Source organism: Terriglobus sp. ADX1 (assembly GCF_036877645.1).
In the GTDB taxonomy this organism is placed as follows: Bacteria; Acidobacteriota; Terriglobia; order Terriglobales; family Acidobacteriaceae; genus Terriglobus.
Map to the genome: position 1 here is coordinate 1 of NZ_JAEDXV010000039.1, position 25,202 is coordinate 25,202.

The following is a 25,202-nucleotide window of genomic DNA, read 5'->3' on the forward strand; positions in this document are numbered from 1 at the left end:
CGACCCCGGCAGCTTCACCCGCACCGCCTGCGGAGCCTTCACAGCCACCAGCACCACCGCGGCAATCACCAGCGCATGCGTTCCCGCCGAAAGCCAAACACCCCGTCGATCAGCCCCACGCCACATGCCCGCAGTGTAGCCCCAAATCCCAAAACAATCATCGGGAAAGAACATCGGGACAACAAACCGGATGCCCCAGCTTCGCGAAGCTAACCTGGGCTATCGCGCAAAGCGCGACCAGCAAAGCTCCAACGGTCAAAGACCTCACCCACCAAAACTCATACAGTCAAAGACCGTCATTCTGAGCGCAGCGAAGAATCCCTGCGCACTTCAGGCTGCCGAAGCCGTGCCCTCATTCCAGCCACAAACCCAAACCAGCTTCGCAAAGCGAAGCTCATACGAACGAAGTTCGTCATCCTGAACGAAGCGAAGCGTAGCTGAAGGACCTGCATTCCTCTCCACTGACTACAACACACCCAGAAAACCCGCGAACCAACCCTTCCCACACCACAGGAAACAAACCATCTGCATCGTTTTCACAAAACGATCAGGAGTGTTCGCCGTGTCACATAAGCCCATCGAAGTAGAAACCCGCACCACCAACGACTGGTTTGGCCGCTTCGCCGCCTCCTCTTCCGGCTGGCTCGGCTCCAAATGGGCATTTGGTGCAGCGGTAGCGGTCATCGTTGTCTGGGCCGCCACAGGGCCCATGTTCCACTACTCAGCCGACTGGCAACTCATCATCAACACCGGCACCACCATCATCACCTTCCTGATGGTCTTCCTCATCCAGAACACGCAAAACCGCGACGCCCGCGCCATCAACCTCAAACTCAACGAACTCATCCGCTCCGGCGACAACGCAGAAAACCAGATGATTGACATCGAGAACCTCAGCGACCTCGAACTCGACGAACTCCAAGCGCGCTACGAAGCCGTCCGCAACGCCTGCGAAGACCGCCGCGCCAAACGAGCCGCCTCCAAAGCCACCGCCGCTCCTCGAAACTAGCTGGCAGCCTAACGCTGCTCTTCGACGACCCAGACCGTCACTTGGAGCTGAGACTGTCATTTACAGCCGAGACTGTCATTCTGAGCGAAGCGAAGAATCCCCTACGCGTTCAACAGAAACGACACGGTCAAACCTTTCCAACCACAAAATTCAAACCAGCTTCGCAAAAGCGAAGCCGGGATTCCCACGTCTTGCTTATGAAATGTAGAGTCGAGCGGCAGAACAGCCCATCGCACAAAAGTGCAAATTCTTAGCGCCGAGCGACAAAGCCGCTCCATTCGCACAGGAGTACGACTTCCTTCGGAGGGGCAGGGCTTCAGCCCTGCCGTATAAACCCCAAACCATAAATGGCGCGGCCGATGCCTGCGGCAGGAGGGCAGACTCCGCCCCGCGCCCACACTCACGCCCATGGCTGGCCCTCACGCCGAAGACGTCGAGAACGCACGAAGTGCTGTCAAGCCCCTGAATCATCCATCTCCAACAAACCAAAGAAATAGAGTTGGCATGGTATTTCTCGGAAACCACTAAAATAGAACAAGAGAGCAAAGGGCCGCGCATCGCGCGGCCCTAACTCGTTTAGAAAGACGATTTTGCCTCTAACCCCAACAGGATGACGATTTTAGGGGTACCCCGAAATCTAAACGCTTTGGAAAGACGATTTTAGAAAAACAGGAGGGAGGGGGGTACCCCCACCCTACCGTCCACTACCCGGCCGAAACCGGATCGTATAAAACGCTCCGAAGATCGTCATCAGTAGCCCCCACCAGAACGCCGCATGTAGGTTTGCCAGAACCACGCTCGGCGGATGCGAGAACTCATAGATTCCCACCGGCGTCAGCACCAACCCGTACCCCAGGCAAAGCACTCCGACAAAAAACCAAAGCGACAACGGCTCTTTGTGCTTCACATCTCTGTCTTCGATTGAAGCGTGTACGTGATGAATATCAGCAGTCTTGTTTTCCATCGTTTCTCCGCTCCTTTACCAGAAGAGAATGTTCAGGCCAATAAATACAACCGACACAACGCCCGCCCAGAAGATCGGCTTCTGGAAGAGTGTGCGCGCACCATCATGCGGAATCACCGTCGCACCATAAACTAGACCATCCAACTCGGAATCCGGCTTCGGCTTGGTCATCAGGCTGACCACAACGGTTACGATCACGCAGATCATCCAGCTCCACAGTGCGCGATACATGTTCTCCGCCATCGGTTGCGCATCAGGCGACAGCGCAATATGCGCCAACGCTGCCTTTCCGCCAAGTTCCACATACGTGAACATCGCGATGGAACTAACGGTTCCCGCCAGCAGACCCCAGAATCCGCCCTGCTTCGTTGCCCGCTTCCACAGCATGCCCAGAATCACCGTGCCGAACAGAGGCGAGATGAAGAAGGAGAATAGCGCCTGCACGTAATCCATGATGGATCCCGCACGAGCCACAAGGTAAGCAGTGCCAATCGACACCAGCATGCCGATCACAGTCGACCAGCGCCCCATCGACACATAGTGCTTATCCGGCGCATCCTTCTTGATGTACGCACCGTAGATGTCATACGTCCACACAGTCGAGAACGCCGACACATTGCCAGCCATACCACTCATGAACCCGGCAACCAGAGCCGTAATACCAAGCCCCAGCAATCCGGGCCCGCAATAGCGGATCAGCATCAGCGGCAGCACCTCGTCATACGCATGCTGCCCTGTAGCGCGAGCCACATCCCCCGGCACAAGGTGCATCAACGACCCATCCGGGTTCTTGAGTACCGCCAGCGCCAGCAATCCCGGAACGATGACGATCAGCGGCACCGCCATCTTGAACGCAGCACCAATCACCGGAGCCATCTTGGCGGCACGCAGATCCTTGGCGCTCAACACACGCTGCACCACAAGGAAGTCCGTAGTCCAGTAGCCAAAGGACACAATAGCGCCAAGTCCGAACACGATACCCGTCCAGTGAATGCCCATCGGGTTGCCCTTGAAGGTACCCAGGGTAGACCACAGATGCGTGTAGTCATTGCTCCCCACATTGTGGGCAATCTGTGCCTTCAGGTTGGTCCAGCCACCTGCCTCAATCAGGCCAAGGATCGGGATCAACGCAGCACCCGCCCAAATGAGGACGAACTGCAGCACCTCGTTGATGATGGCCGAGCGCAAACCACCCAACATCACGTAGATCGCTACGGTGATCGCGCCAATCCAGATGGAGAAGGTGATGTTCCATCCCAGCACTGTCTGCATGACCACAGCCATGGCATACATGTTCACGCCACTCATCAGGATGGTCATGAACCCGAAGCTGATAGCCGCAAGTCCACGCGCGCCCTCACCAAACCGCAACTGCAGGTACCCCGGCACCGAGTGTGTCTTGGAGATGTAGTAGAACGGCATCATCACGATGCCCAGGAACAGCATGGCAGGGATGGCGCCGATCCAGTACCAGTGTGTCGCCAGGATGCCGTACTGGTAGGCAGACCCCGCCCACCCCATCAACTCCAGCGACCCCAGATTTGCCGAAACAAAACTTAAACCAGCAATCCAGGCGGTCATCTCACGGCCGGCGAGGAAGAACTCTTCGCTCGTATTGGTGCCGCCCTTCACATAGAAGCCGATAAACAGCACCATGACGAAGTACAGCGCGAGGATCACAATATCGATCCCGGAAAGATTCGTAAGCTGTGACGCAAGCAGCGTTGCAATCACAGGGTGAGCGAAGGGCATTCCCTGTTTCTCCTTGAGACAGACAGTGTGCCCCATAAATGAGTCTCTGCGCCAGAGACGAACGTCCCACCTCCTCTAGCTTCGCCCGCTCGCCTCTCAGATTTTCCATTGCATAGTGCTGCAATCACTCCATAAAAACCACCTCTATCAATAATTCGCTTCGCTGCAAAAAATACTTTGAGAGGTCCCACCACGGCGCTATTCTTCGCTCCCCGGAGCTCTCTTGGCCGTGCATGAAGCCAGCCTTCTCCTTGGCCAATCCGTCCGATTTGCTGCCATTCCACCCGATTTTCCCACCGACGAAACAAAATAATGCGCATTTTCGTCTTGACAGTCGCATTTGTGGTTCCTATATAGTTTGCGCCGCGTACAAAACCAGTGTTTGTCTCGCTCCAGAAGGCTGGAGATCTCATTTGCACGCTGGTTTCACTTTTCGCGGTGCGCATGCAGTACGCGGAAAGATTTAGAGGGGGTCACATGAAGCGTGGAATCATCATCCCGATTGTTCTCGCCTGCGTTTCAGTAGGCGTAGCAAGGGGCCAGGTAACCGACAGCCAATCCATCTCAGGAACCGTGACAGATGCAACCGGCGCGTCCGTTCCTGGTGCGTCCGTAACGGTCACAAACGAAGCGACAAAAATCTCTGTCACTGTGAAGACGAATGGGGACGGTTTGTATAACGCCCTAAACCTTCCCGTAGGCACGTACACCATTTCCACCACGATGGATGGCTTCAAGAAGTCCGTGGTCACGGGCGTCGCCCTCGATGTAGGCGCGAAGCCTGCTGTGCCAGTACAGCTTCAGGTCGGCGCTGTGGGCGAATCGGTTGAAGTGAAAGCCGAGAGCGTAATGATCCAGACGACCACGGCGGAAATCGGTGGTGTCGTCACCAGCACGGAAGCCACACAGATTCAGCTCAACGGCCGTAATTACATCCAGCTGATCACTCTGCAACCTGGCGTTTCGCAGACGGTGGCCAGTGGTTTTGCGATCTCCGGTACGTATGGCGTCAACGGCAACTCGCAATCCGTTAACGGTATCCGTACTGACTCGATGAACTTCTTCATCGACGGCGTAGACAACAAGGACAACGGCGGCGGCGGCAACAACTTCGTTAACATCTCGCCCGACTCCCTACAGCAGTTCCGCAATGTGGCCTCCGCATATGACGCAAGTTATGGTGGCACCTCCGGTGCGACCGTGTCCGTCGCGATTAAGAGTGGTGGTCAAAGCTTCCACGGCAACGCCTATGAGTACATCCGTAACGATGCCATTCAGGCCTACCCCTTCCGTGCTCTGAGTTCGTACAGCGTCGCACCCGTAAAAGCACCGCTTCGTTACAACGATTTCGGGTGGACCCTTGGTGGACCCATTTATATTCCGGGCCACTTCAACGCCAATAAGGAAAAGCTGTTCTTCTTTGCCGGACAAGAGTACAAGCGGTTGCGCACCTCGACCGTGCAGAACGCAACGGTCCCCACGCCTGCTGCGATCGCAGCTGCAATCGCAACCGGCCCGAGTACTGCGACGGGACGTGCCATTGCAGCAAGTGTGCTGCAGGATCCGAGTGGCAACTTCCGTTACTTGAGCCTTGGCAACAACGATCAATCAGAATGGCTGATCAAGATTGATTACCACATGAATGAGAAGAACCAGTTCAGCGGTTCCTATGTTCATGACAATGTAAAGGTCATCGGTAATCCTACAAACTTCGTTATCTACGATCGCCTAATTCCGGGGCTGACGTCCAATGTGCGCTGGATTCATACGCTCAGTTCGAAGGCAGTAAATACGGCTGTGGGTTCTTTCTCCGGCAACGTAATCAACGAAGGCGTTAACATTCGCCCCAATCCGCAATTAGGGAAGGGCGTGCTTCGCTCCAATTATGGAATGACATATGCGACGCTTTATAACGCATCAGCCTACATGCCTCAAACATCCATCACTGGGTATGGCAATCCCGGCACCACACCTCGCCAGTTTGACAACTATCAGCGCATTTATGCGTTGAAGGACGACCTTTCGATCGTGGTAGGAAATCACTCGATGAAGACGGGTGCATATTTCTGGCGTGCTCGTAAGAATCAGACGGCACCACCTCAGCTAAACGGCGCCTTTAACTTTGGAAGTCTCGCTTCGCTCGTGGCGGGGAATTTTAATTCCTACTCCGAAGGAAGCAGCATTCCGCAGATTCAGGCACGATTTACCCAGTTTGAAACCTACTTTCAGGATGACTGGACTGTTAGTCGCCGCCTAACGCTGAACATGGGTCTGCGGTGGCAATATATGCCTCCGATCAGCAGCTGGCCCAACAATACAGCCTTCTTTGATCCAAACTTCTACGACCCGACCAAGGCCGCAACAGTCAGTGGAACCACAGGCTTCATTACCTCGAACCCGTCGCCCTACAACGGCTTGATTCTGCCTGGAACGGGCTTCTCAGATAAGGCAAAACAAGTTGTTGCTCCCAGCGTCTATAACAATCCGCAGGTAACAGCGCTGTTTCATGGTCTCCCCGGCGGAATCATCAGCACGGTTTACAACACGTTTGCTCCTCGCGCTGGCTTTGCCTACGATCTGACCGGGAAGCAGGACACAGTTATCCGCGGTGGATACGGCATGTCCTATGAGCGTGTGGAAGGTAACTACATCTACGGGGCAGCTTCGCAGGTCCCGTTCGTTGCTGTGGCTGGACTCGGCGCTGGCAATGCAGACTCACTGGGCTCGATCGGTGCGAATGCATCGCCACAACAAATCGGTAACTCGGGTGCCCGCAACCTGAATCCGCCGCGTATCCACAACTACAGCCTTGGCGTACAACACAAGCTGTTTAACAACACTTCGATCGAAATGAACTATGTGGGTTCGCGTTCCACCAACCTTACCTGGGTGAAGGATCTGAACCAAGGCGCAGCGGGCACGGAACAAGCGAATCCGCAGTGTGCGTCACAACGAAATTCATGCCGTCCCTACTTGGGATACAGCGAAATTTATCAATACACGAATGGCGCGCATTCCAACTACAACTCTCTTCAAGCTCGCTGGCAGACTCGCTTCAATAAGGGTGGCCTGATCGGTCTTGCATACACTTGGTCTCAGTGCCTTACACACGGCTCGGGCTACAACTATTCACCCCAGGACAGCACTAATCTGTATGGAGATTACGGACCGTGCTCCTTCAACCAGCCGAAGATCTTTGTGGCCAGCTATGTCTATCCGCTTCCGTTCTGGCAACACGAGCACACCTGGTACAAGGTGGCTCTTGGTGGGTGGCAACTGTCAGGTATCACCCGCATCGCCAACGGACTACCCATCAACGTGATTCAACCGTCCAGCCAATCGGTTGCAGGCAATCTGGTCACCACTTCCAGCGTTGCACAACGTCCGAATCTCGTCCCCGGTGTCAATCCTTATCTGCACAACGGCAAGCAATATCTGAACTACGCAGCTTTTGTTCAGCCTGCCGCCGGCACGTATGGGAATCTGCATTACGACGGAATCCTGGGACCGCTGTTCAATAACTGGGATGCAGCCCTGCAGAAGAACATCCCCATTCACGAATCGATCAGCGCAGAATTCCGTGCTGAGATGTTCAATGCTCCGAACCATCTTTCACCGTTCGTAGTGGGTGGAACGCTTGGTTCGGTTCAGTCCAACGGAACGTATCAGCCGAACTACAGTTCGTCTGGCACGTATCAAAACTCCTTCGGACAGATCACCTCAGCCGCCGATCCTCGCACGATGGAATTTGTTCTGCGTATCAACTTCTAACCAGCTGTGCCTCCAGAAGGCCCCGGATGTTCCGGGGCCTTTTCTTTCTTCTCCGCCAATAAAGCGGGTGCGCATTATGGCTTTTATTTACAGGCTATTTTGACAATGATTCGCTTGACATACGCAACAACGCAAACCTATATTCCAGACGAGAAATAAATCTTTTCTGCTTCCTTTTCCATCTGCGATTGTCGGCAACACTGCGGCTATCGATGTCACTGCTGTACGGGATACGCAAGAACGGAAACCTTGTGATGAATCTGTTGACGAAATGTGCTGTTTCAGCCGCACTGCTGACGATGGCATCTGCTTTCCTTCCAAACCTCACCGCGCAAAATGCCAATACACCGCGTCCACAAGGCGCACGTCCGCAGGTCACTGTGGGGTCGCAGGGGCCTATGCCGGTACATGCGAAGTTCACCGAACAGCAGATTGAAAATGGTGGAACGCTCTTCCTGCAGAACTGCGCTTTCTGCCACGGCAAGGATGCCAGTGGCGGCGAGAGCGGCCCGGATTTGACGCGCTCGAAAGTCGTCTCGGGTGATAAGGAAGGCGAAGGCATTGGCCAGGTGGTGCGTAATGGTCGGCTTGATAAAGGCATGCCGCGCTTCAATCTTGGCGATTCTGAGATTTTGAGCCTTGTTGCGTTTATTCACTCGCAGCAGGACAAGGCAATGTCACAAACCGGCAATCGCAAGGGCGTCGAAGAAAGCGACTTGCACACAGGTAATGCCGAAGCGGGCAAGAAGTACTTCGAAACCACCGGCGGCTGCGTAAAGTGCCACTCAGCGACCGGCGATCTTGCCAAGGTGGCATCGCGCTACAGTGGCCTGCAATTGCTGGAACAGATGCTGTATCCGCGGCAGGCGAAGGCCACCATATCCGTAAAGACAGCCAGCGGTCAGACCTACGATGGCCCGCTGGAGTATCAGGATGAATTTCATATCGGCATGAAGGACAGCTTCGGCGTGTATCACTCCTGGCCTGTGTCTGCGGTGACGTTCAAGGTGAACAATCCCGCGGAGCAGCATGTGGAGATCATGAGCCGGTACACCGATAAGGACATGCACGACGTCCTCGCCTACATCCAGACATTGAAGTAACTCAGAGGTTCCCGTGAAGCATTGGTTTAAGAGCGTTCGAGTCCTATCGCTGGTCGCGGTGTGTGCGCTGGGAGCATCCGCACAGTCCGTTGATTTCAACATGCTGAAGAATCCGCCGAAGGATAGCTGGCCAGGCTTCCATGGCGATTACAGCGGTCGTCGTCATAGTGCGTTGACGCAGATCCACACTGGCAACGTACAAAACATGACGGTGACGTGGACTTTCCAGACTGGACAGACACAGCCCATCAAGGCCACACCCATTCTTGTTGACGGCATTCTCTACTTCACCATGCCAGACAATATCTGGGCCATTGATGCTCGCACCGGCCATACCATCTGGCACTACACTGCACCGCCGAATAAGGCTTTTCATATTGGCCAGCGCGGCGTCAGCATCCTGAAGGACAAGCTCTATTACATGTCCAGCGATGCGCATGCAATGGCCCTGGACGCAAAGACTGGCAAGGTGCTGTGGGATGTTGTGGTCGCCGATTCGAACAAGGGACAGTGGTCTACCATGTCGCCCCTCATCGTCGGCAACCACGTCATCGTGGGTGCTTCCGGCGACTTCGATAACCTGCAGGGATTCATTCGTTCGCTTGATCCAGATACGGGCGCGACACAGTGGAACTGGGTTGCAACCGATCCTGTCGGCACCAAGGGCAAAACCACCGGCGGCAATGTGTGGATGACGGGCACATACGATCCTGATCTGCACCTGATGTACTGGGGCACGGGCAATCCTACGCCGGTACTCAACGGCAAGCCGCGCCCCGGCGACAACCTGTACACATGCAGCATTGTTGCGCTTGATCCCGATACGGGCACATTGAAGTGGGCATTCCAGCCTTCGCCGCATGACACGCATGACTGGGATGCCGTTGAGATTCCGGTGTTGGCCGATGTGGACTTCAAAGGCCAGAAGCGCAAAGTGCTGATGCAGGCATCGCGTAACGGCTACTTCTTTGTGATTGATCGCACGAACGGAAAGTCGCTGGTAACGGCTCCGTTTGGTCCTGTGAACTGGTCCAAGGGCGTTGACGAACGCGGTGAGCCTATTCCTGATCCGGAGAAGGAACCAGCTCCAGATGGACGACTGATTGCACCAGATGAAGGTGGCATGACGAACTTCCGTTCTCCAAGCTTCGATCCTAAAACTGGTTTGTTCATTGTGAGTGCATCGCCTAGCTATAGCGTGTACTTCAGCAAACCGGCAGATGGAGCCTACGGATGGGCAGGCGCGGATTACGGCGTATGGAGCAAAGGTGTCCTGGAAGCCATTGACTATCGCACTGGCAAGATTCGCTGGTCGCATGAGCTTGGCCGCCGTGCTGGTTCTGGTGTGCTGACGACCGAGGGTGGCCTCACCTTCAGTGGCGATGCAGACGGGAACTTCCTTGGCCTGGATACAGCCACGGGCAAGACGTTGTGGCATTCCGGCACCGGAGGCAACATCTCCTCCACGCCAATCACCTATGAGCTGGATGGTAAGCAGGTGGTGCTGATGAGCAGCGGTGGCGTGCTGTATGCATGGACACTGCCCGGCACTCCATCGGCAGCAACCAAAGGTACAAGCACTAAGAAAGCAGCGAAATAGTTCCAGGGAGCGGTTCCATGAAGAAGTTCAGAATGGCAATCATGGCTGGCGTATTGTGCGCTGGACAGGCATGGGCAGCACAGCACATCCGCGTTCTCATCGTGGATGGTGAAAGCGCCGCTCCGTACCATAATTGGGCCGCTATTACGCCGGTTCTGAAAAAGGAACTGGACGAGGTCGGCATCTTCGATACGGAAGTGCTCACCGCCCCGCCTAAGGGTGCCGACTTCAGCAGCTTTCATCCGGATTGGAAGAAGTATGGCGTCATTGTGCTGAACTATGACGCGCCGGACGAGCGCTGGCCCGATGACGTCAAAGCCAGCTTCGAGCAATACATGAAAAACGGCGGTGGCCTGGTCACCATTCACGCAGCGGACAATGCCTTTCCGCATTGGAAAGCCTTCAACCAGATGATTGGCGTGGGCGGATGGCGCGGACGCAAGGAAGATGCCGGTCCGCACTGGGTCTGGAAAGACGACAAGATGGTGCCTCTAGAAGACACTGGCCACAACGCCATGCACGGTCTGCGCAAACCGTTTCTCGTGACAGTTCGCGATACCAAGAGCCCTATTATGCGCGGCCTTCCAACGACGTGGATGCATATGGGCGACGAACTCTACGGTTATCTGCGTGGGCCGGGAGGAATGACTGTGCTGGCCACTGCCTATTCTGATCCTGCGAATCATGGCACCGGAGACAATGAGCCAATGGTGATGGTGTCCACCTTCGGCAAGGGACGCACCTTCCACACGGCATGGGGGCACGACGTCTATGCACAAAGCTCGACGGATTCCGTTGTGCTCTTCCAGCGTGGAGTGGAGTGGGCTGCCACCGGGAAGGTCACGCAGGCAGTGCCGGCGACCTTCCCCACAGCGAACACAGTGAGCTTCCGCGCTGATCTGGCTGCCATGGATCCGAACGCTGCAAAAGGTGCAAATCCGCTGGATATGACCATGCCTGCACGTCCCATGGGACCACGTCCGGCGGGTGCTCCGGGCGCTGCTGCACCTGGCACGCCGACACAGGTACCTCCGCAACGGTAATATTGTCGGGAACGCCGCAGGAGATTTCATGAAGACGATCAAGGGGCCAGCCATCTTTCTGGCGCAGTTTGCGGGCGACGAAGCGCCCTTCAACAACCTGAACGAGATTGCACAGTGGGCCGCTTCACTCGGCTATAAGGGCGTACAGATCCCAAGCTGGGATGGACGCCTGTTTGACCTGAAGAAGGCCGCGGAGAGCAAGACTTACTGCGACGAGGTGCTTGGCACGCTTGCATCGCATGGCGTGGCGCTTACCGAGCTTTCAACGCATCTTCAGGGCCAGCTTGTTGCCGTACATCCCGCGTACGATGCCCTTTTTGATAGCTTCGCGCCAGCAGAAGTTCACAACAATCCGAAGGCACGTACGGAATGGGCTGTGCAGCAACTCAAGTATGCGGCGAAGGCCTCCGCCAACTTAGGACTGAAGGCACACGCGACCTTCTCTGGCGCGCTGGCATGGCCGTATCTCTACCCGTGGCCGCAGCGTCCTGCAGGTCTGGTGGAAACAGCATTCGGCGAACTGGCCAAGCGCTGGACGCCGATCCTGGACATCTTCGATGAAAACGGGATCGACCTCTGTTACGAGATTCATCCCGGCGAAGACCTGCATGATGGCGCGTCGTTCGAGATGTTCCTGGAAGCGGTCAAAAATCATCCGCGCTGCAACCTGCTCTTTGATCCGAGCCACTTTGTACTGCAGCAGTTGAATTATCTGGAATACATCGACCTGTATCACGAGCGCATCCGCATGTTCCATGTGAAGGATGCGGAGTTCCGCCCGTCGGGGCGCCAGGGCGTTTATGGCGGCTTCCAATCGTGGGCAAACCGCGCAGGACGCTTCCGCTCGCTCGGCGATGGCCAGGTAGACTTCGGTGCTATCTTCTCCAAACTAACGCAGTACGGCTATGACGGCTGGGCTGTGCTGGAGTGGGAGTGCTGCATCAAGGACTCCTCGCAGGGCGCGCGCGAAGGTGCTCCATTTATCGCAAAGCACATTATTCAGGCCGTCGATAAGGCATTCGACGACTTTGCTGGTGCTGAAACTGACGACAACATGCTGCGCAAGCTGCTGGGACTGTAAGAGGAGATCGAAAGAATCATGGCAAAGCTGCAACGACGTCTTCGCCTGGGCATGGTGGGCGGTGGCCCGGGAGCCTTCATCGGCGCGGTACACCGCATGGCCGCACGCCTGGACGACCGCTTTGAGCTGGTGGCCGCGGCTCTCTCTTCTGATCCGGAAAAGTCAAAGAGTTTCGCGAAAGAAATCCACGTTCCACGCGCCTACGGAAGCTATCAAGAGATGGCCGAGGCTGAAGCGAAGCACCCGGAACCTATCGACGTAGTCGCCATTGTTACGCCGAACAGCACGCACTATCCCGTTGCCAAAGCATTTCTCAGTGCGGGCATTCCAGTTATGTGCGACAAGCCCATGACGATGACGGTAGACGAAGCCGAGGACTTGGCCGCGATTGTGCAGAAGACTGGCCTCACCTTCGGCCTGACGCATACGTACTCCGGCTATCCGATGGTTCGCCAGATGCGCGAGATGATTCTGGACGGCGCGCTCGGCAAGATTCGCATGATCAACGTTGCTTATGTGCAGGGCTGGCTCTCCACTCCGGTAGAGCAGACCGGCGCAAAGCAGGCCGAATGGCGCACAGACCCCACCAAGAGTGGTAAAGGCGGAGCACTTGGTGACATTGCAACGCATGCCTACCACATCGCCCTTTTCACCACTGGCCTCAAGGCAGAATCCATTGCTGCTGACGTGACGACCTTTGTCCCGGGTCGCCGCCTCGACGACAACGTTCAGGCCATGATCCGATTTGAGGGCGGAGCCAAGGCTTCCCTGATCGCATCGCAGATCGCCGCAGGCATTGAGAACGACCTCACGCTTCGCATTCATGGCGAACTTGGCAGCTTTGAATGGCATCAGGAAAACCCGAACTACCTCATCCACTCGCCGCTGAATGAAGCGCCACGCACCATCACCCGCGGTGGCCCGACAGCGGGGCCGTGGGCGGTTTACAGCACGCGCGTTCCATCGGGACATCCGGAAGGCTATCTGGAAGCGTTCGGCCAGCTATACAAGGATCTGGCCGAGCTATTGGAAGCTAAGCTGGAAGGACGCGAACCGAATCCGATATCGGAGCTCTTGCCCGGCGTGCAGGATGGCGTTCGTGGCATGCGCTTCATTGATGCCGTACTTGCTTCCGCGGAAAACGGCTCAGCGTGGACAAAGCTGTAGCCTCGCTGCTGGAAAACTCCACCAAATGGCGTAGCATGTTGGAAATACACTCATGAAGTCTTCTGCACCAAGGCAAAACGGCACTCGTCCCATGCGCGGCATTCGCAGGATCGACCTTGCCTCGGTGCAGCCAGCTTCCAGCGAAATCGCGCGCGACATTAATCGCGACATCATCCTGGAACTAATCCGATTCAAACAGCCGCTGGCCCGGGCAGACCTATCGCGTCTGTCCGGGTTACGTCCCAGCACAGTCTCAAAGATCGTGGAACAGCTTGTGCAGGAAAACTGGGTGCAGGAAGGCGCAGTCATCAAGGCTGCGCGTGGACGTCCGTCCACCATGCTTTCTGTCAACAGCGCCATGGTCACGTTCGCACTGGATCTTCGCCCAGACCGAGCCATTCTTGCTGTCGTAGATCTGAGTGGCCGCTTTCTTTCACGCGAAACAATCCCCACGTATTCCGATTTGGCTCGCACCGTTGCACAAATTGGCAAACGCATGCGTGCCCTGCGTGAAGAACATTCGACCAAGTCATTTGAAGGCGTCGGCGTGAGTGTACCCGGCCGAATGCATCCGGTTACGCAACGCGTATTGCTGGCGCCGAACATGAAGTGGCACGACTTCGATCTGAAATCAGCGCTTGAGGAAGAATCGGGTCTACAAGTCGAGATCGATAACGATGCGAATGTCTGCCTGATCTCAGAACTTTGGTATGGCCGCCTGGAAGGCGTTAAGAACGTTGTTCTGGTTGCCGTGGCAGAAGGCGTAGGAGCTGCGATCCTTGCCGGTGGCCACATGCAGTCTGGATATAACGGACTGGCCGGTGAGTTTGGCCATGTTTCTGTTGATCCCGCTGGACCACAATGCCAGTGCGGACAAAACGGATGCTGGGAAATGGTCTCTTCGTCGCGTGCTGCCATTCGTTATTACAACGCAGGTAGCCGTAAGAAGGTTCAGAACATCTATGAACTGCTGCGCCAGATGGAAGATGGCGACGCACTCGCCAAAGAAGCCATCACAGAACAGGCGCGCGCGCTTGGTCGTGGTCTTCGCATGGTGACTGCAACGCTCGCGCCTGAGTTGATTCTTGTTGTGGGTGACATTACGGCTGCATGGGACCTTTGCGGCCCCATCATCGAGCGTGAGATGGCCGCCTCCATGCTTGCCGGAGATCCACCGCAACTCCGCGCAGCGGGTGATGCGGAACTTGCCCGCCTGAGCGGAGGCGCAGCCATGCTGATGCAGCGCCACGCGGGTTATCACCGTTCAACACACGAACGCACCATGCCCATCCCTGCTTAATCCAATTGGAGTAATGACGGCTGACATTACTTCTCCTCGGGGAGTAATATCTCTCGCGGCAGAATGCGGCGTTGCGCGTTGACATCACCTATGTTGGTACATATATTTTCTGGTATAAACAAAATCGGCTTCCGCGGATGTTATTACCTTCACGCGAATCCACGAACAGACCGCATGACGCATGAGAGGAAGCACGCAAATGTACCTTGGAATTGACTGCGGTACCCAGGGCACAAAAGCTCTCCTCATCGATGCTGACGGCAAAGCACATGGTCGCGGCTATGCAAAGCATGCGTTGATCGAACGCGACAATGGAGCACGCGAACAGGAACCGCGCTGGTGGGTGGATGCGCTGCTTGCCTCTGTGCAGCAAGCTGTTTCCGGTAACGGAAAGGATGTCGTTGCACTCTCTGTATCGGGTCAGCAGCACGGACTCGTCATTCTTGATGAACAGAAGAATGTCATTCGTCCTGCGAAGCTCTGGAACGACACCGAGACTGCCGCACAAAATGCCGCATTGATTGAGAAGCTCGGCGGCGCATCAGCTGTCTTGGAACGCTATGGCATCCTTCCGCTCACGGGATACACCGTATCCAAGCTGCTCTGGATCAAAGAAAACGAGCCGCAGAACTTCGCGCGCATTCGTCACATTCTGTTACCGCATGAGTATCTGAATTTCTGGCTAACCGGAAACATCGTTGCAGAATACGGTGATGCTTCCGGCACAGCATTCTTCGACGTGCGAACACGCACATGGATCGGTGAGATTCTAGATGCGATCGACGATGACTCTGGCCTTCTGCGTGCGGCACTGCCGCCGCTCGTGGGATCGGACGCCATCGTTGGCACTGTTCGTCCTGAGGTTGCTGCAGAGCTTGGGATTTCGCCTGGATGTGTTGTAGCAAGCGGTGGCGGCGACAACATGATGGGCGCCATTGGCACGGGCAATGTGCGCGAAGGCGTGGTAACACTGAGCCTTGGCACCTCATCCACTGTGTACTCGTATCGCGATACTCCGCTGGTTGCCACGAATGGTAGCGTTGCCCCCTTCTGCTCTTCATCGGGTGGTTGGCTTCCGTTGGTCTGCACCATGAACGCGACCAATGTGGTGACACAAACGTTGCACCTCCTGGGCCTGACCGTAGAAGACATTGATCCCATCCTGGCAGATACAGAACCCGGCGCCAGTGGACTTACTTTCCTTCCCTTTCTCAATGGCGAACGTACACCTGACCTTCCGAACGCACAGGGCAGCTTGTACGGCATCTCTGCAGTCAACTACTCGCCTGCGAACCTGCTTCGCAGCGCAATTGAAGGCGTCACCTTCGGCATCCTCAACGGTCTTGACCTGATTCTGGATGGCAAGCCTGCAAAGAAGATTCTGGTGATTGGTGGCGGAGCACGTTCCAAGCAGTGGAGACAAATGCTGGCAGATGCCACAGGTGCCACGATCCAGGTGCCGCTGGAAGACGAAGCAGGATGCCTCGGCGCTGCTATCCAAGCGATGTTCGCCAAATCCGCTCAGGACAACGTTCCAGCATCTTTCGTTGAACTGTGCGAGCGCATGGTGAAGGTTGATGGCTCCAAAACCGCAGAAGCCCGCGAAGGCCATCTTTCTCTGTACCGTGCCGCAAGATATCGCTACAACACATGCCTCTTTGCGGCCTATCCTGAATTGCAATCCGGATCATCTCATTAACCACTTCACGATTGGAGAATTCCTTGTCTGACACGTTGTTTCATGATCTGCCCACCGTGAAGTATGAAGGCCCCACAAGCACCAACCAGCTTGCCTATCAGTTCTATGACGCGGATCGCGTCGTTCTGGGCAAGCCGCTGAAGGATCATCTGCGCTTTGCAGTTGCTTACTGGCACTCCTTTGCTATGACCGGCACGGATCCGTTCGGTGGCTCAACCATTCATCGGCCTTGGATGGAAGCGGGCGATCCGATTGCGCAGGCAAAGGTAAAGGCCGATGCAGCGTTTGAACTGTTCCGTGTACTTGATCTTCCCTTCTTCTGCTTCCACGATGCCGACATTGCACCAGCAGAAGAGACGCTTGCCGGAACGCTAAAGAATCTGCACACTATCGCGGATTATCTTGGTGAAAAGATCAGCAAGTCGAACACAAAGCTGCTGTGGGGTACGGCGAATCTCTTCTCTCATCCACGCTTCATGGCTGGCGCTTCTACCAATCCTGATCCAGAAGTCTTCGCATGGTGCGCAGCCACAGTGAAGAACTGCATGGATGTTACGCAGCAGCTTGGTGGTTCTAACTATGTTCTGTGGGGCGGCCGCGAAGGCTATGAAACGCTGCTGAACACCGACATGAAACAGGAACTGGAACAAATGGGCCGTTTCCTGTCGCTTGTGGTGGATTACAAGCACAAGATTGGGTTCAAGGGACAGATTCTCATTGAGCCGAAGCCGAAGGAACCGACGTCGCATCAGTACGACTTCGATACTGCAACGGTATATGGCTTCCTGAAAAAGTTTGGCCTGGAAAACGAAGTGCGCGTGAATCTGGAAGCAAATCATGCCACGCTTGCTGGTCACAGCTTTGAGCATGAGATTGCAACGGCAGGTGCACTCGGCATTCTCGGCTCACTCGACATCAATCGCGGCGATGCGCTGCTGGGCTGGGACACCGATCAGTTCCCCAACGATCTGTGGACCATGACGATGGCTATGTATCAGGTCATCAAGGCCGGCGGTCTGGGTGTGGGTGGCATGAATTTCGATGCAAAAGTGCGTCGTCAGAGCTTCACACCTGAAGACCTGGTCTACGCTCATGTTGGCGGTGTTGATCTTTGTGCACGTGCTTTCCTGAAGGCAGCCAGCATCATTGAAGAAGGCACGTACGACAAGGTGATCACTGACCGCTATGCAGGCTGGCAGACACCGGCAGCCCAGGCAATGCTTAGCGGCAAGAAAACACTGGATGAGATTGCAGAAGATGCACTGAAAAACAACATTCAGCCACAGCCGCGTTCCGGACGTCAGGAGCAGATCGAAAACCTGCTCGCACGTCGCATCTACTCCTAATCTTCCGAAGCTAATGATCAAGAGGCACAGCGCACGCTGTGCCTCTTTCTATTTCATCGCTCAAAGCCCTGAGTGAAGAACGTATTTCACTTCCAGATATTCATCGATGCCCAGATGCGATCCTTCCCTTCCCAGGCCCGACTGCTTCATGCCGCCAAACGGTGCGACTTCAGTGGATAAAATGCCAGAATTCACCGCCACCATGCCGTATTCCAATCCCTCTGATACGCGCCACACGCGTCCTAAGTCACGCGTGTAGATATATGCGGCCAGCCCGAATTCAGTGTCATTGGCCTGCTGAATCGCATCTTCTTCACTGCTGAAACGGAAAAGGGGAGCAACAGGGCCAAACACTTCTTCTTTTGCAATCTTCATATCAACTCGAACATTGCCGAGAACAGTGGGCTGAAAGAATGTTCCGCCAAGTTCATGACGATCACCGCCAACAAGAATCGACGCGCCGTTGGCCACTGCATCCGCAATATGAGATTCCACTTTGCGAACCGCAGACTCATTGATGAGCGGACCCTGTGTCACACCCGCTTGTATTCCAATACCTACTTTAAGTTTCCTGACCGCATCGCATAGTTTCTCGGCGAACTCCTCATAGATCGATTCCTGGACATAGATGCGATTCGCACATACGCATGTCTGGCCGGAGTTTCGATACTTTGACTGCATCGCACCTTCTACAGCTGCATCCAGATTCGCATCTTCAAACACAAGAAAGGGAGCATTTCCTCCCAGCTCCAGCGAGAGTTTCTTGATAGACGAAGCACACTGCGCCATCAGCAATCGGCCTGTTGCAGTGGATCCTGTGAACGACAACTTGCGTACCGTCGTGTTGCCAGTAAGTTCTTTACCGATGGCAATAGGATCGCCAGTAATGACGGCCAGAACACCTGCGGGCACACCTGCGCGAGTTGCGAGCTCTGCCATCGCGAGAGCTGTAAGAGGCGTCGCTTCTGCAGGCTTTACGATGATGGGACAACCAGCAGCTAACGCCGGAGCGACCTTACGTGTGATCATCGCAGCAGGAAAGTTCCATGGTGTAATGGCAGCACATACCCCCACAGATTCTTTCAAAACCACCACGCGACTTTGCGGCCACGGACTAGGAATTACCTCGCCATAAATACGCTTTCCTTCTTCGGCAAACCAATCCAAAAACGAAGCCGCGTATTGAATCTCACCCTTTGCCTCGGCAAGTGGTTTCCCTTGTTCAGCAGTAAGAATTCGCGCAAGCTCGTCCGCATGCTCAAGCATTAAGTCAGACCAGTGACGAAGAATCAGGCCGCGTTCTTTAGGGGTTTTGCTTCGCCACAGCGGCCATGCGGCACGAGCAGAATCAATCGCACGTCGTGTCTCCGCCTCGCGCATCTTCGGCACGCGTGCCAGCATTTTGCCATCAGCGGGATTGCGCACGTCAAACGTTTCGCCGTTATCTGCATCCACCCATTCGCCAGCAAGAAATGCTTGCGTACGAAACAGTGAAGCTTCCTTCAGTCCATCCATATCGCTTCCCATATGCACCGCGCCTCCAATGGCTCACCTCACCATTGTGATGCAAGATGCGATTATCAAGCGCCCTGCGATAAGGACATTACGAAACACACGGAGCCGCACCTTGCACGTGATCCTCATCTTCATGAGACAAAGGCACGTCTTTCCCCTCGAACAGTGGGTACACGACAGGCACCAACAGAAGCGTGAGAGCCGTAGAAGTAACCAGTCCCCCAATAACAACGATGGCAAGCGGCCGCTGAATCTCTGATCCTGGGCCTGTCGCGAACAGAAAAGGCACAAGTCCCAATGCCGCCACGGTAGCTGTCATCATCACGGGCCGGAAACGCAAAGCCGTACCTTCTCGAATCGCCTCGGCCTGTGATTTTCCTTCATAACGAAGCTTCTTGATGTAACTGACAAGAACAACCCCGTTCAACACAGCGATACCCCAAAGCGCGATGAAACCGACAGAGGCGGGCACAGATAAGTATTCGCCTGTAACGAATAGACCGATAATGCCACCAATGGATGCAAGAGGTAGCACAGTGATAATTAGCGCTGCGTATCGCACGGACTTAAAGAGCACGAAAAGTAGAAAGAAAATGGCCGCGATGGTGATGGGGACAATAATCATCAGGTGATGCAGGGCGCGTTCCATGTTATGAAACTGCCCTCCCCATTCGATGAAATAACCCGAGGGCAGCGGTACCTGACGCTCCACTTTCTCCTGCAGTTCTTTTACATAACCACCCAGATCACGCCCTTGCACATTCACACCCACAACGATGCGGCGTTTCCCCATGCTTCGGTTAATCAAGGCGGGACCTTCCATGACCTTTACTTCTGCAAGTTCCTTCAAAGGAATGCGAGGCCCATCCGGTGAGCTGATCTGCAGTTCTCGTACATCTTCCACGCTGTCGCGTAGTCGTGCAGGAAGACGCACGACTCCAGAGAAACGCCGCTCTCCTTCGTAGATCTGCGTTGCAGACTTTCCGGCAATCGCCGTCTCAATCACTTCGTTCACATCCGATGCATTGAGACCGTAACGTGCAATCGCACCTCGATTGATCTGGATTGTTAGGTATTGCTGACCGCCAACACGGTCGACGCGCGTATCCTGCGTGCCCGCAATACCGCTCGCCACGCGCGCGATATCACCAGCCTTTTTCACCAGCAGATTGAGATCATCTCCGTACAACATTACGGCTACGTCCGCACGAACACCGGAGACCATTTCGTCCACTCGATCACTAATGGGCTGCGACATAACCAGGTTGATGCCAGGAAGAGTCGCAAGCTTCTCACGTATCTGCTCAGCAATTCGCTCTTGAGTCATGCCACGCGGCCGTTCATCAAACGGCGTCAAAGATGCGAGCACGTCGGCTTCATTGGGACCTGCAGGATCAGCCGGCGATTCGCCACGTCCCACGCGGCTAACAACATTCTCAACGCCCGGAACCTTGAGCATGAGAGCCTGCATCTGCTTTTCCATCCGCAGCGATTCTTCCAACGAAATGTTGGGAACGCGATCTGCATTTGGTGAAAGCGTTCCTTCCTGCATCTCCGGAATGAACGACGTACCCAGAAAGGGAAACAGACACAATGAAGCGAAAAATAGCACCACAACGATGGCAATCATCCATTTGCGGTGACGCGTAGCCCAATGAAGCACAGCCTTATAAGGGCGCCGTAAGACACGAACCAACCACGTGTCGTCTTCTTTTCCACCTTTTAGCAGATAGGTGCACAGCACGGGCGAGAGTGTGAGCGAAAGTACCAGAGAGATGGCAAGTGCGATAGCAATGGTATATGCCAGTGGTGCAAACATCTTTCCTTCCATCCCCTCCAAAGTCATAAGAGGAAGGAAAACGAGAATGATGATCGTAACGCCGAATAACGTGGGCGTCGCGACGTCCCCTACGGCACGCAGAACCATGTCACACTTTCCGCGACGACTCATCGTATGACCACTGTGCGATGCATGACTCAACGTTGCGAAGACATTCTCCACGACCACAACTGAGCCATCCACCATGAGACCAATGGCGATCGCAAGACCACCAAGCGACATCAGGTTCGCCGAGATATGGAGATAGTTCATAACCAGGAATGTCAGCAGCGGCGTCAACACAAGGTTGGCGCTGACAATCAGACTGGACCTTAGATCACCGAGGAAGAGAAAGAGAATAACAACGACAAGTACGATTCCTTCTCCCAGAACTTCTGTCACGGTGTGTATCGCCGCGTCAACAAGTTGCGAACGATCGTAGTACGGAACAATCTGGAGCCCATCGGGAATCATATGTCGCGCATTGATTTCCGCCACGCGCTCTTTGACTCGACTGACAATTTCCTTCGCATTGCCACCGCTGGTCATCAGCACGACACCACCAACGGCCTCGGAATAACCGTTCTTGATCATCGCGCCATAACGAACTTCTGTTCCGATACGCACATCCGCCACGTCGCGGATGTAAACCGGTGTTCCGCCGGTCTCTTTCAAAACGATATTGCGGATATCATCGAGATCGCGAATCAGGCCAACGCTGCGGATCAGATACTGCTCTGCGTGCTGCGGTAAGACGCCCCCACCTTCATTCGCATTGTTGTGCGAAAGAGCAGAGGTTACATCGTGAATCGTCAGGTTGTAATAATGCAGCTTTTGCGGATCAACAAGCGTTTCATACTGTTTAACAAATCCACCAGTAGAGTTGATCTCTGCAACACCAGAGATGGAACGAAGCAACGGGCGAACAACCCAGTCCTGCAGAGTGCGTCGCTGAATGAGTTCCTCTTGTGTCAGCACATGCTTTGATTCTGCTTCGCCTGGAACTTCCAGCGTGTATTGATACACCTCGCCCAATGCATTTGTAATCGGACCGAGCACTGGAGTGACTCCCTCCGGCATGCGGTCGCGCAACTCCGCAAGACGCTCAGAGATCATCTGGCGTTCACGGAAAAGATCACTTTCGTCACTAAAGACAAGTGTGATCAGAGACAATCCCGGCTTATTCAACGAACGCATGTCCGTCATGCCGGGAAGCCCCGTCATTGCGATTTCAATGGGAACGGTAACGAAGCGTTCCACTTCTTCAGGACTCTTTCCAGTCGCTTCCGTTGCAATCTGAACCTGCACGTTAGCAACATCTGGAAAGGCATCCACAGAAAGTTGCTTTGCTGCATTCAGACCAAAGCCGAGCAAAACAAGCGAAACAACAACAAGGATGAGACGCTGCCGCAGAGCGCCTGCGATAAGGCGTTGCAACATAGTTATTCGCCTCCCTTGATAGCCGCCTGCTTGCGCTGATTGTTGAGATGGAAAGCGCCATCAAGGACCAAGGAATCCGATGCAGTGATACCACTTACAACAGCACGACGATCATTCTCCTCTGCTCCCAAAACCACTTCGCGCAGAATGTAGCGTCCTTGTCCAATGCGGACGAAAACGTGATCTTTATCTTCTTCACGTACTACAGCTGCATTAGGGACAGTCAGTTGTTTTTGGCTCTTTCCAGTAAAAGTCATACTGGCAAGCTGGTCTGGCTTAAGGATGCCAGCAGTGTTAGAAACATCCATGCGCACAGCAATGGTCCTGGTGTTTGGGTCAACAATGGGCGAGACATAACTCAACCGACCGTGAATCTCTTCCGTCGGCAGCGCTGGGATGCGAACATTTACCTCCATTCCCTGCTGCAGTACCGCACCCTCTTCTTCAGGAACATTGGCTACGATCCAAACACTGGAAAGATCAGCAATCGTGAAGGCCGGGTCCGCAGGCTGCACAACCTGTCCTACGGTCACGTCGCGCTTCAACACAGTTCCAGAACGCGGAGAGATGATCGGGTAATCAGCACTTAGCCTGCGGTTCGTCTCCATCTGGCGAATTTGTGCCTCCGTCATCCCAAGGCCGCGTAACTGCGTTCGGTACGCAGAAACTTCTGTTGCTGCCTGCAACTGTTCCGCACGCCTACGCTCCAACTCTGCACGACCAATGACATCTGCCGCGACAAGTTGTTCTGCACGTGACACTCCTGCTGCCGCCAAGCCTTGCTGTGACTCCGCCTTTATCAGTTGCATCTGTGCATCCGATAAAGCCGTACTGTGAAGCGTGGCAAGGACAGTACCTGCGTTTACCTTTTGGCCTTCAAAGACAATGAGTCGAAGAATCCTTCCAGCAACCGGCGATCCGACACGAGCAATGCGTCGCGCATCCGTTTCCACATGCGCTGCCACTTGAAGCGTTCCCTTCAAATCTGCAATTTGTGCCGTCCCCACTTTCAGGTTGTTTGCCAACCCGGCGCTCACCGTGACGATGTTGGGGTCTTGCGGTTGTGCTGCATTCTTCTCTTCCACTTTCTGTTTGCATCCAGCAAGCAGCGCAAGAGAGCACAGGCACATCATCTGAAATTTTGAAAAGCTCACTTTCACGGCGTAACTCCCGAAGGCGCGACCGCGCCAAGTTCTTCTAGGTCGACAAGTGCTGATTGGCGTGCGTACTGGGCGTCTAATAAATCACCACGAACGCTCTGGAGAACTCGCTGTGCGTCCAGCACTTCAACAATGCCGCGCTCACCAAATCGATAGGCAGACTCCGCGGCCTGCACAGCACTTTCTGCCGCATGCAGCGGTCCTGCTTCAAGGCTTGAAACCTGATCATCTGCCAATTGATACTGCTCATAGGAGCGTTCCAGCGCAGCTGTAATTTCAAGTTGACGCTGCTCCCGAACTGCATCCGTACGTGCGATGGTTGCTTTTGCTTCTTCAATCGCACCTCTTCTGCGATCGAAGAGTGGCAGTGGAACCGTGACACCGGCTCGCCAATAGCGAAGGTCAGGTTGGTTCTCGAACTCTGCAAATGCCGTAGGCCGCGGAATACGAAGGGCACGTTCCTGATCCAGCGAAGCCTTCGCTGCTTGTTGTTCTTGCGCCGATTGCAAAAGTGCAGGATGAGTCTGGAAGATATTGTTCCGAAGATCAGCAAACGATGGCAAAGCCAGTCGTGGTTCCAGAGCCCCTTGCGGGTTCAAATTCACTTCGGCAGGTGCAGCAATTACTGCCCGTAGATTTGCAATTGCCTGCGCGTACTCCAACTGTGCGCTGGTAACCGCAAACTGAGCGCGCGCCAGCTCTGCAGTTGCGCGCGTTAACTCCAGCTTGCCCTTTTCTCCAGTGTCCACTTCGACCGTAACTCGTCGATGCAGATCGCTCACCAGATGCAGGCTCTGAACCGCATTCGCAGCTGCCTCTCTTCGATGAAGAGCTTCATAAAAAGCATGTCGCGTGTCCGCATCTACGGACCGAAGCATTCCCTGCCCAGCCCAACGGCTCGCCTCGCTTGCATGCTCCGCGACGCGCCTGCGCGCACTGCGTTCCGATGGAATCTCAATGACCTGTGATCCGGCATAGTGCTGGAGCAGCCCAGGAACGCCTGGCGTCGCAATAGGCCGCGCATACTGTCTCCCTGCGAACACTTCCACGCTAGGGTTGGCGTAGGCACGCGCCGTCTTGATGCCAGCTTTTGCTGCTGCCACATTTGCCTCCGCTTCCTTGAGGCGAGGACTTTTTGCATGCGACATGGCAAGAGCTTGATCCAGCGTAAGTAGGAGATTAGTCGTGGGGTCCGAACTTGTCGTGACCTTGGCGGACAATGGGGATTGTGCCGACAGCAAAGAACAGCCTGATAAAACTGCTCCTGTTATAGCTATGCAAAAACGCTTCACGAGCGGAATGGTCGCAATTCCAATGCCAAAGCAATATCACCGCAAACAGCGACGTTTTCAATTAATCCCGCAGCCTTCGTTGTTCCATATGGGACAGCGGTGTCCCGTAAAGCGCAGCAACACGTCTCGATTGCGCCACTT

Annotated in this window: 16 protein-coding genes; 10 read left to right on the forward strand and 6 right to left on the reverse strand. The window is 54.8% G+C overall.

What is annotated here, in order from left to right; genetic code table 11:
* The first annotated feature begins 562 nt into the window (after positions 1-562).
* Positions 563-1,009: a low affinity iron permease family protein gene (locus JAO32_RS18180; protein ID WP_334243029.1), complete on the forward strand. Its 447-nt coding sequence runs from the start codon at positions 563-565 to the stop codon at positions 1,007-1,009.
* A 694-nt stretch (positions 1,010-1,703) separates the two neighbouring features.
* Here JAO32_RS18180 and JAO32_RS18185 read toward each other — a convergent pair.
* Both JAO32_RS18185 and JAO32_RS18190 read right to left on the reverse strand, forming a co-directional pair.
* On the reverse strand, positions 1,704-1,973 hold the full coding sequence (locus JAO32_RS18185) for a hypothetical protein (RefSeq protein ID WP_334243031.1): 270 nt from the start codon (positions 1,971-1,973) through the stop codon (positions 1,704-1,706).
* 15 nt (positions 1,974-1,988) lie between these two features.
* Positions 1,989-3,725: a sodium:solute symporter family protein gene (locus JAO32_RS18190; protein WP_334243033.1), complete on the reverse strand. Its 1,737-nt coding sequence runs from the start codon at positions 3,723-3,725 to the stop codon at positions 1,989-1,991.
* Between the two features lie 477 nt (positions 3,726-4,202).
* On the opposite strand from JAO32_RS18190, the gene JAO32_RS18195 reads away from it, so the two are divergent.
* The 9 genes from JAO32_RS18195 (at position 4,203) to xylA (ending at position 17,835) form a co-directional block, all read left to right on the forward strand.
* On the forward strand, positions 4,203-7,496 hold the full coding sequence (locus JAO32_RS18195) for a carboxypeptidase-like regulatory domain-containing protein (RefSeq protein ID WP_334243034.1): 3,294 nt from the start codon (positions 4,203-4,205) through the stop codon (positions 7,494-7,496).
* Positions 7,497-7,750: 254 nt separating this feature from the next.
* Positions 7,751-8,599: a c-type cytochrome gene (locus tag JAO32_RS18200; RefSeq protein WP_334243036.1), complete on the forward strand. Its 849-nt coding sequence runs from the start codon at positions 7,751-7,753 to the stop codon at positions 8,597-8,599.
* Between the two features lie 13 nt (positions 8,600-8,612).
* Positions 8,613-10,199: an acido-empty-quinoprotein group A gene (locus JAO32_RS18205; RefSeq protein ID WP_334243038.1), complete on the forward strand. Its 1,587-nt coding sequence runs from the start codon at positions 8,613-8,615 to the stop codon at positions 10,197-10,199.
* A 17-nt stretch (positions 10,200-10,216) separates the two neighbouring features.
* Complete coding sequence (locus JAO32_RS18210) at positions 10,217-11,242, forward strand: ThuA domain-containing protein (RefSeq protein WP_334243040.1); 1,026 nt, start codon at positions 10,217-10,219, stop codon at positions 11,240-11,242.
* 28 nt (positions 11,243-11,270) lie between these two features.
* Positions 11,271-12,323, forward strand: a complete 1,053-nt coding sequence (locus JAO32_RS18215) for a sugar phosphate isomerase/epimerase family protein (RefSeq protein ID WP_334243041.1) — start codon at positions 11,271-11,273, stop codon at positions 12,321-12,323.
* 18 nt (positions 12,324-12,341) lie between these two features.
* Positions 12,342-13,490 (forward strand): Gfo/Idh/MocA family protein, encoded by a 1,149-nt coding sequence (locus JAO32_RS18220; protein ID WP_334243043.1) that lies wholly within the window; start codon positions 12,342-12,344, stop codon positions 13,488-13,490.
* Positions 13,491-13,542: 52 nt separating this feature from the next.
* Complete coding sequence (locus tag JAO32_RS18225; protein WP_334243046.1) at positions 13,543-14,790, forward strand: ROK family protein; 1,248 nt, start codon at positions 13,543-13,545, stop codon at positions 14,788-14,790.
* Between the two features lie 199 nt (positions 14,791-14,989).
* Positions 14,990-16,489, forward strand: a complete 1,500-nt coding sequence (xylB, locus tag JAO32_RS18230) for a xylulokinase (RefSeq protein WP_334243047.1) — start codon at positions 14,990-14,992, stop codon at positions 16,487-16,489.
* 23 nt (positions 16,490-16,512) lie between these two features.
* Entirely contained in the window at positions 16,513-17,835 is a 1,323-nt protein-coding gene (gene xylA / locus JAO32_RS18235; protein ID WP_334243049.1) for a xylose isomerase, read from the forward strand.
* A gap of 60 nt (positions 17,836-17,895) precedes the next feature.
* Here the strand turns inward: xylA and JAO32_RS18240 are convergent, their stop codons facing one another.
* From JAO32_RS18240 to JAO32_RS18255, 4 genes are all read right to left on the reverse strand, one after another.
* Positions 17,896-19,362 carry an NAD-dependent succinate-semialdehyde dehydrogenase gene (locus tag JAO32_RS18240; protein ID WP_334243051.1) on the reverse strand — a complete coding sequence of 489 codons (1,467 nt, stop codon included), beginning with the start codon at positions 19,360-19,362 and terminating at the stop codon, positions 17,896-17,898.
* A 76-nt stretch (positions 19,363-19,438) separates the two neighbouring features.
* The gene (locus JAO32_RS18245) at positions 19,439-22,609 is read right to left on the reverse strand and encodes an efflux RND transporter permease subunit (RefSeq protein ID WP_334243053.1); all 3,171 of its coding nucleotides are present in this window, start codon (positions 22,607-22,609) and stop codon (positions 19,439-19,441) included.
* A gap of 2 nt (positions 22,610-22,611) precedes the next feature.
* Positions 22,612-23,694, reverse strand: coding sequence for an efflux RND transporter periplasmic adaptor subunit (locus JAO32_RS18250; protein WP_334243054.1), 1,083 nt, complete (start codon positions 23,692-23,694; stop codon positions 22,612-22,614).
* 71 nt (positions 23,695-23,765) lie between these two features.
* Positions 23,766-25,061: a TolC family protein gene (locus tag JAO32_RS18255; protein ID WP_334243056.1), complete on the reverse strand. Its 1,296-nt coding sequence runs from the start codon at positions 25,059-25,061 to the stop codon at positions 23,766-23,768.
* Between the last annotated feature and the right edge of the window lie 141 nt (positions 25,062-25,202).

Excerpts from the sequence above, each read along its gene's own strand:
- JAO32_RS18245 (WP_334243053.1), bottom strand. The coding sequence starts at position 22,609 with ATGTTGCAACGCCTTATCGCAGGCGCTCTGCGGCAGCGTCTCATCCTT.
- JAO32_RS18225 (WP_334243046.1), top strand. The coding sequence starts at position 13,543 with ATGAAGTCTTCTGCACCAAGGCAAAACGGCACTCGTCCCATGCGCGGC.
- xylB (WP_334243047.1), top strand. The coding sequence starts at position 14,990 with ATGTACCTTGGAATTGACTGCGGTACCCAGGGCACAAAAGCTCTCCTC.
- JAO32_RS18215 (WP_334243041.1), top strand. The coding sequence starts at position 11,271 with ATGAAGACGATCAAGGGGCCAGCCATCTTTCTGGCGCAGTTTGCGGGC.
- JAO32_RS18195 (WP_334243034.1), top strand. The coding sequence starts at position 4,203 with ATGAAGCGTGGAATCATCATCCCGATTGTTCTCGCCTGCGTTTCAGTA.
- JAO32_RS18185 (WP_334243031.1), bottom strand. The coding sequence starts at position 1,973 with ATGGAAAACAAGACTGCTGATATTCATCACGTACACGCTTCAATCGAA.
- JAO32_RS18200 (WP_334243036.1), top strand. The coding sequence starts at position 7,751 with ATGAATCTGTTGACGAAATGTGCTGTTTCAGCCGCACTGCTGACGATG.
- JAO32_RS18220 (WP_334243043.1), top strand. The coding sequence starts at position 12,342 with ATGGCAAAGCTGCAACGACGTCTTCGCCTGGGCATGGTGGGCGGTGGC.
- JAO32_RS18190 (WP_334243033.1), bottom strand. The coding sequence starts at position 3,725 with ATGCCCTTCGCTCACCCTGTGATTGCAACGCTGCTTGCGTCACAGCTT.
- JAO32_RS18210 (WP_334243040.1), top strand. The coding sequence starts at position 10,217 with ATGAAGAAGTTCAGAATGGCAATCATGGCTGGCGTATTGTGCGCTGGA.
- JAO32_RS18240 (WP_334243051.1), bottom strand. The coding sequence starts at position 19,362 with ATGGGAAGCGATATGGATGGACTGAAGGAAGCTTCACTGTTTCGTACG.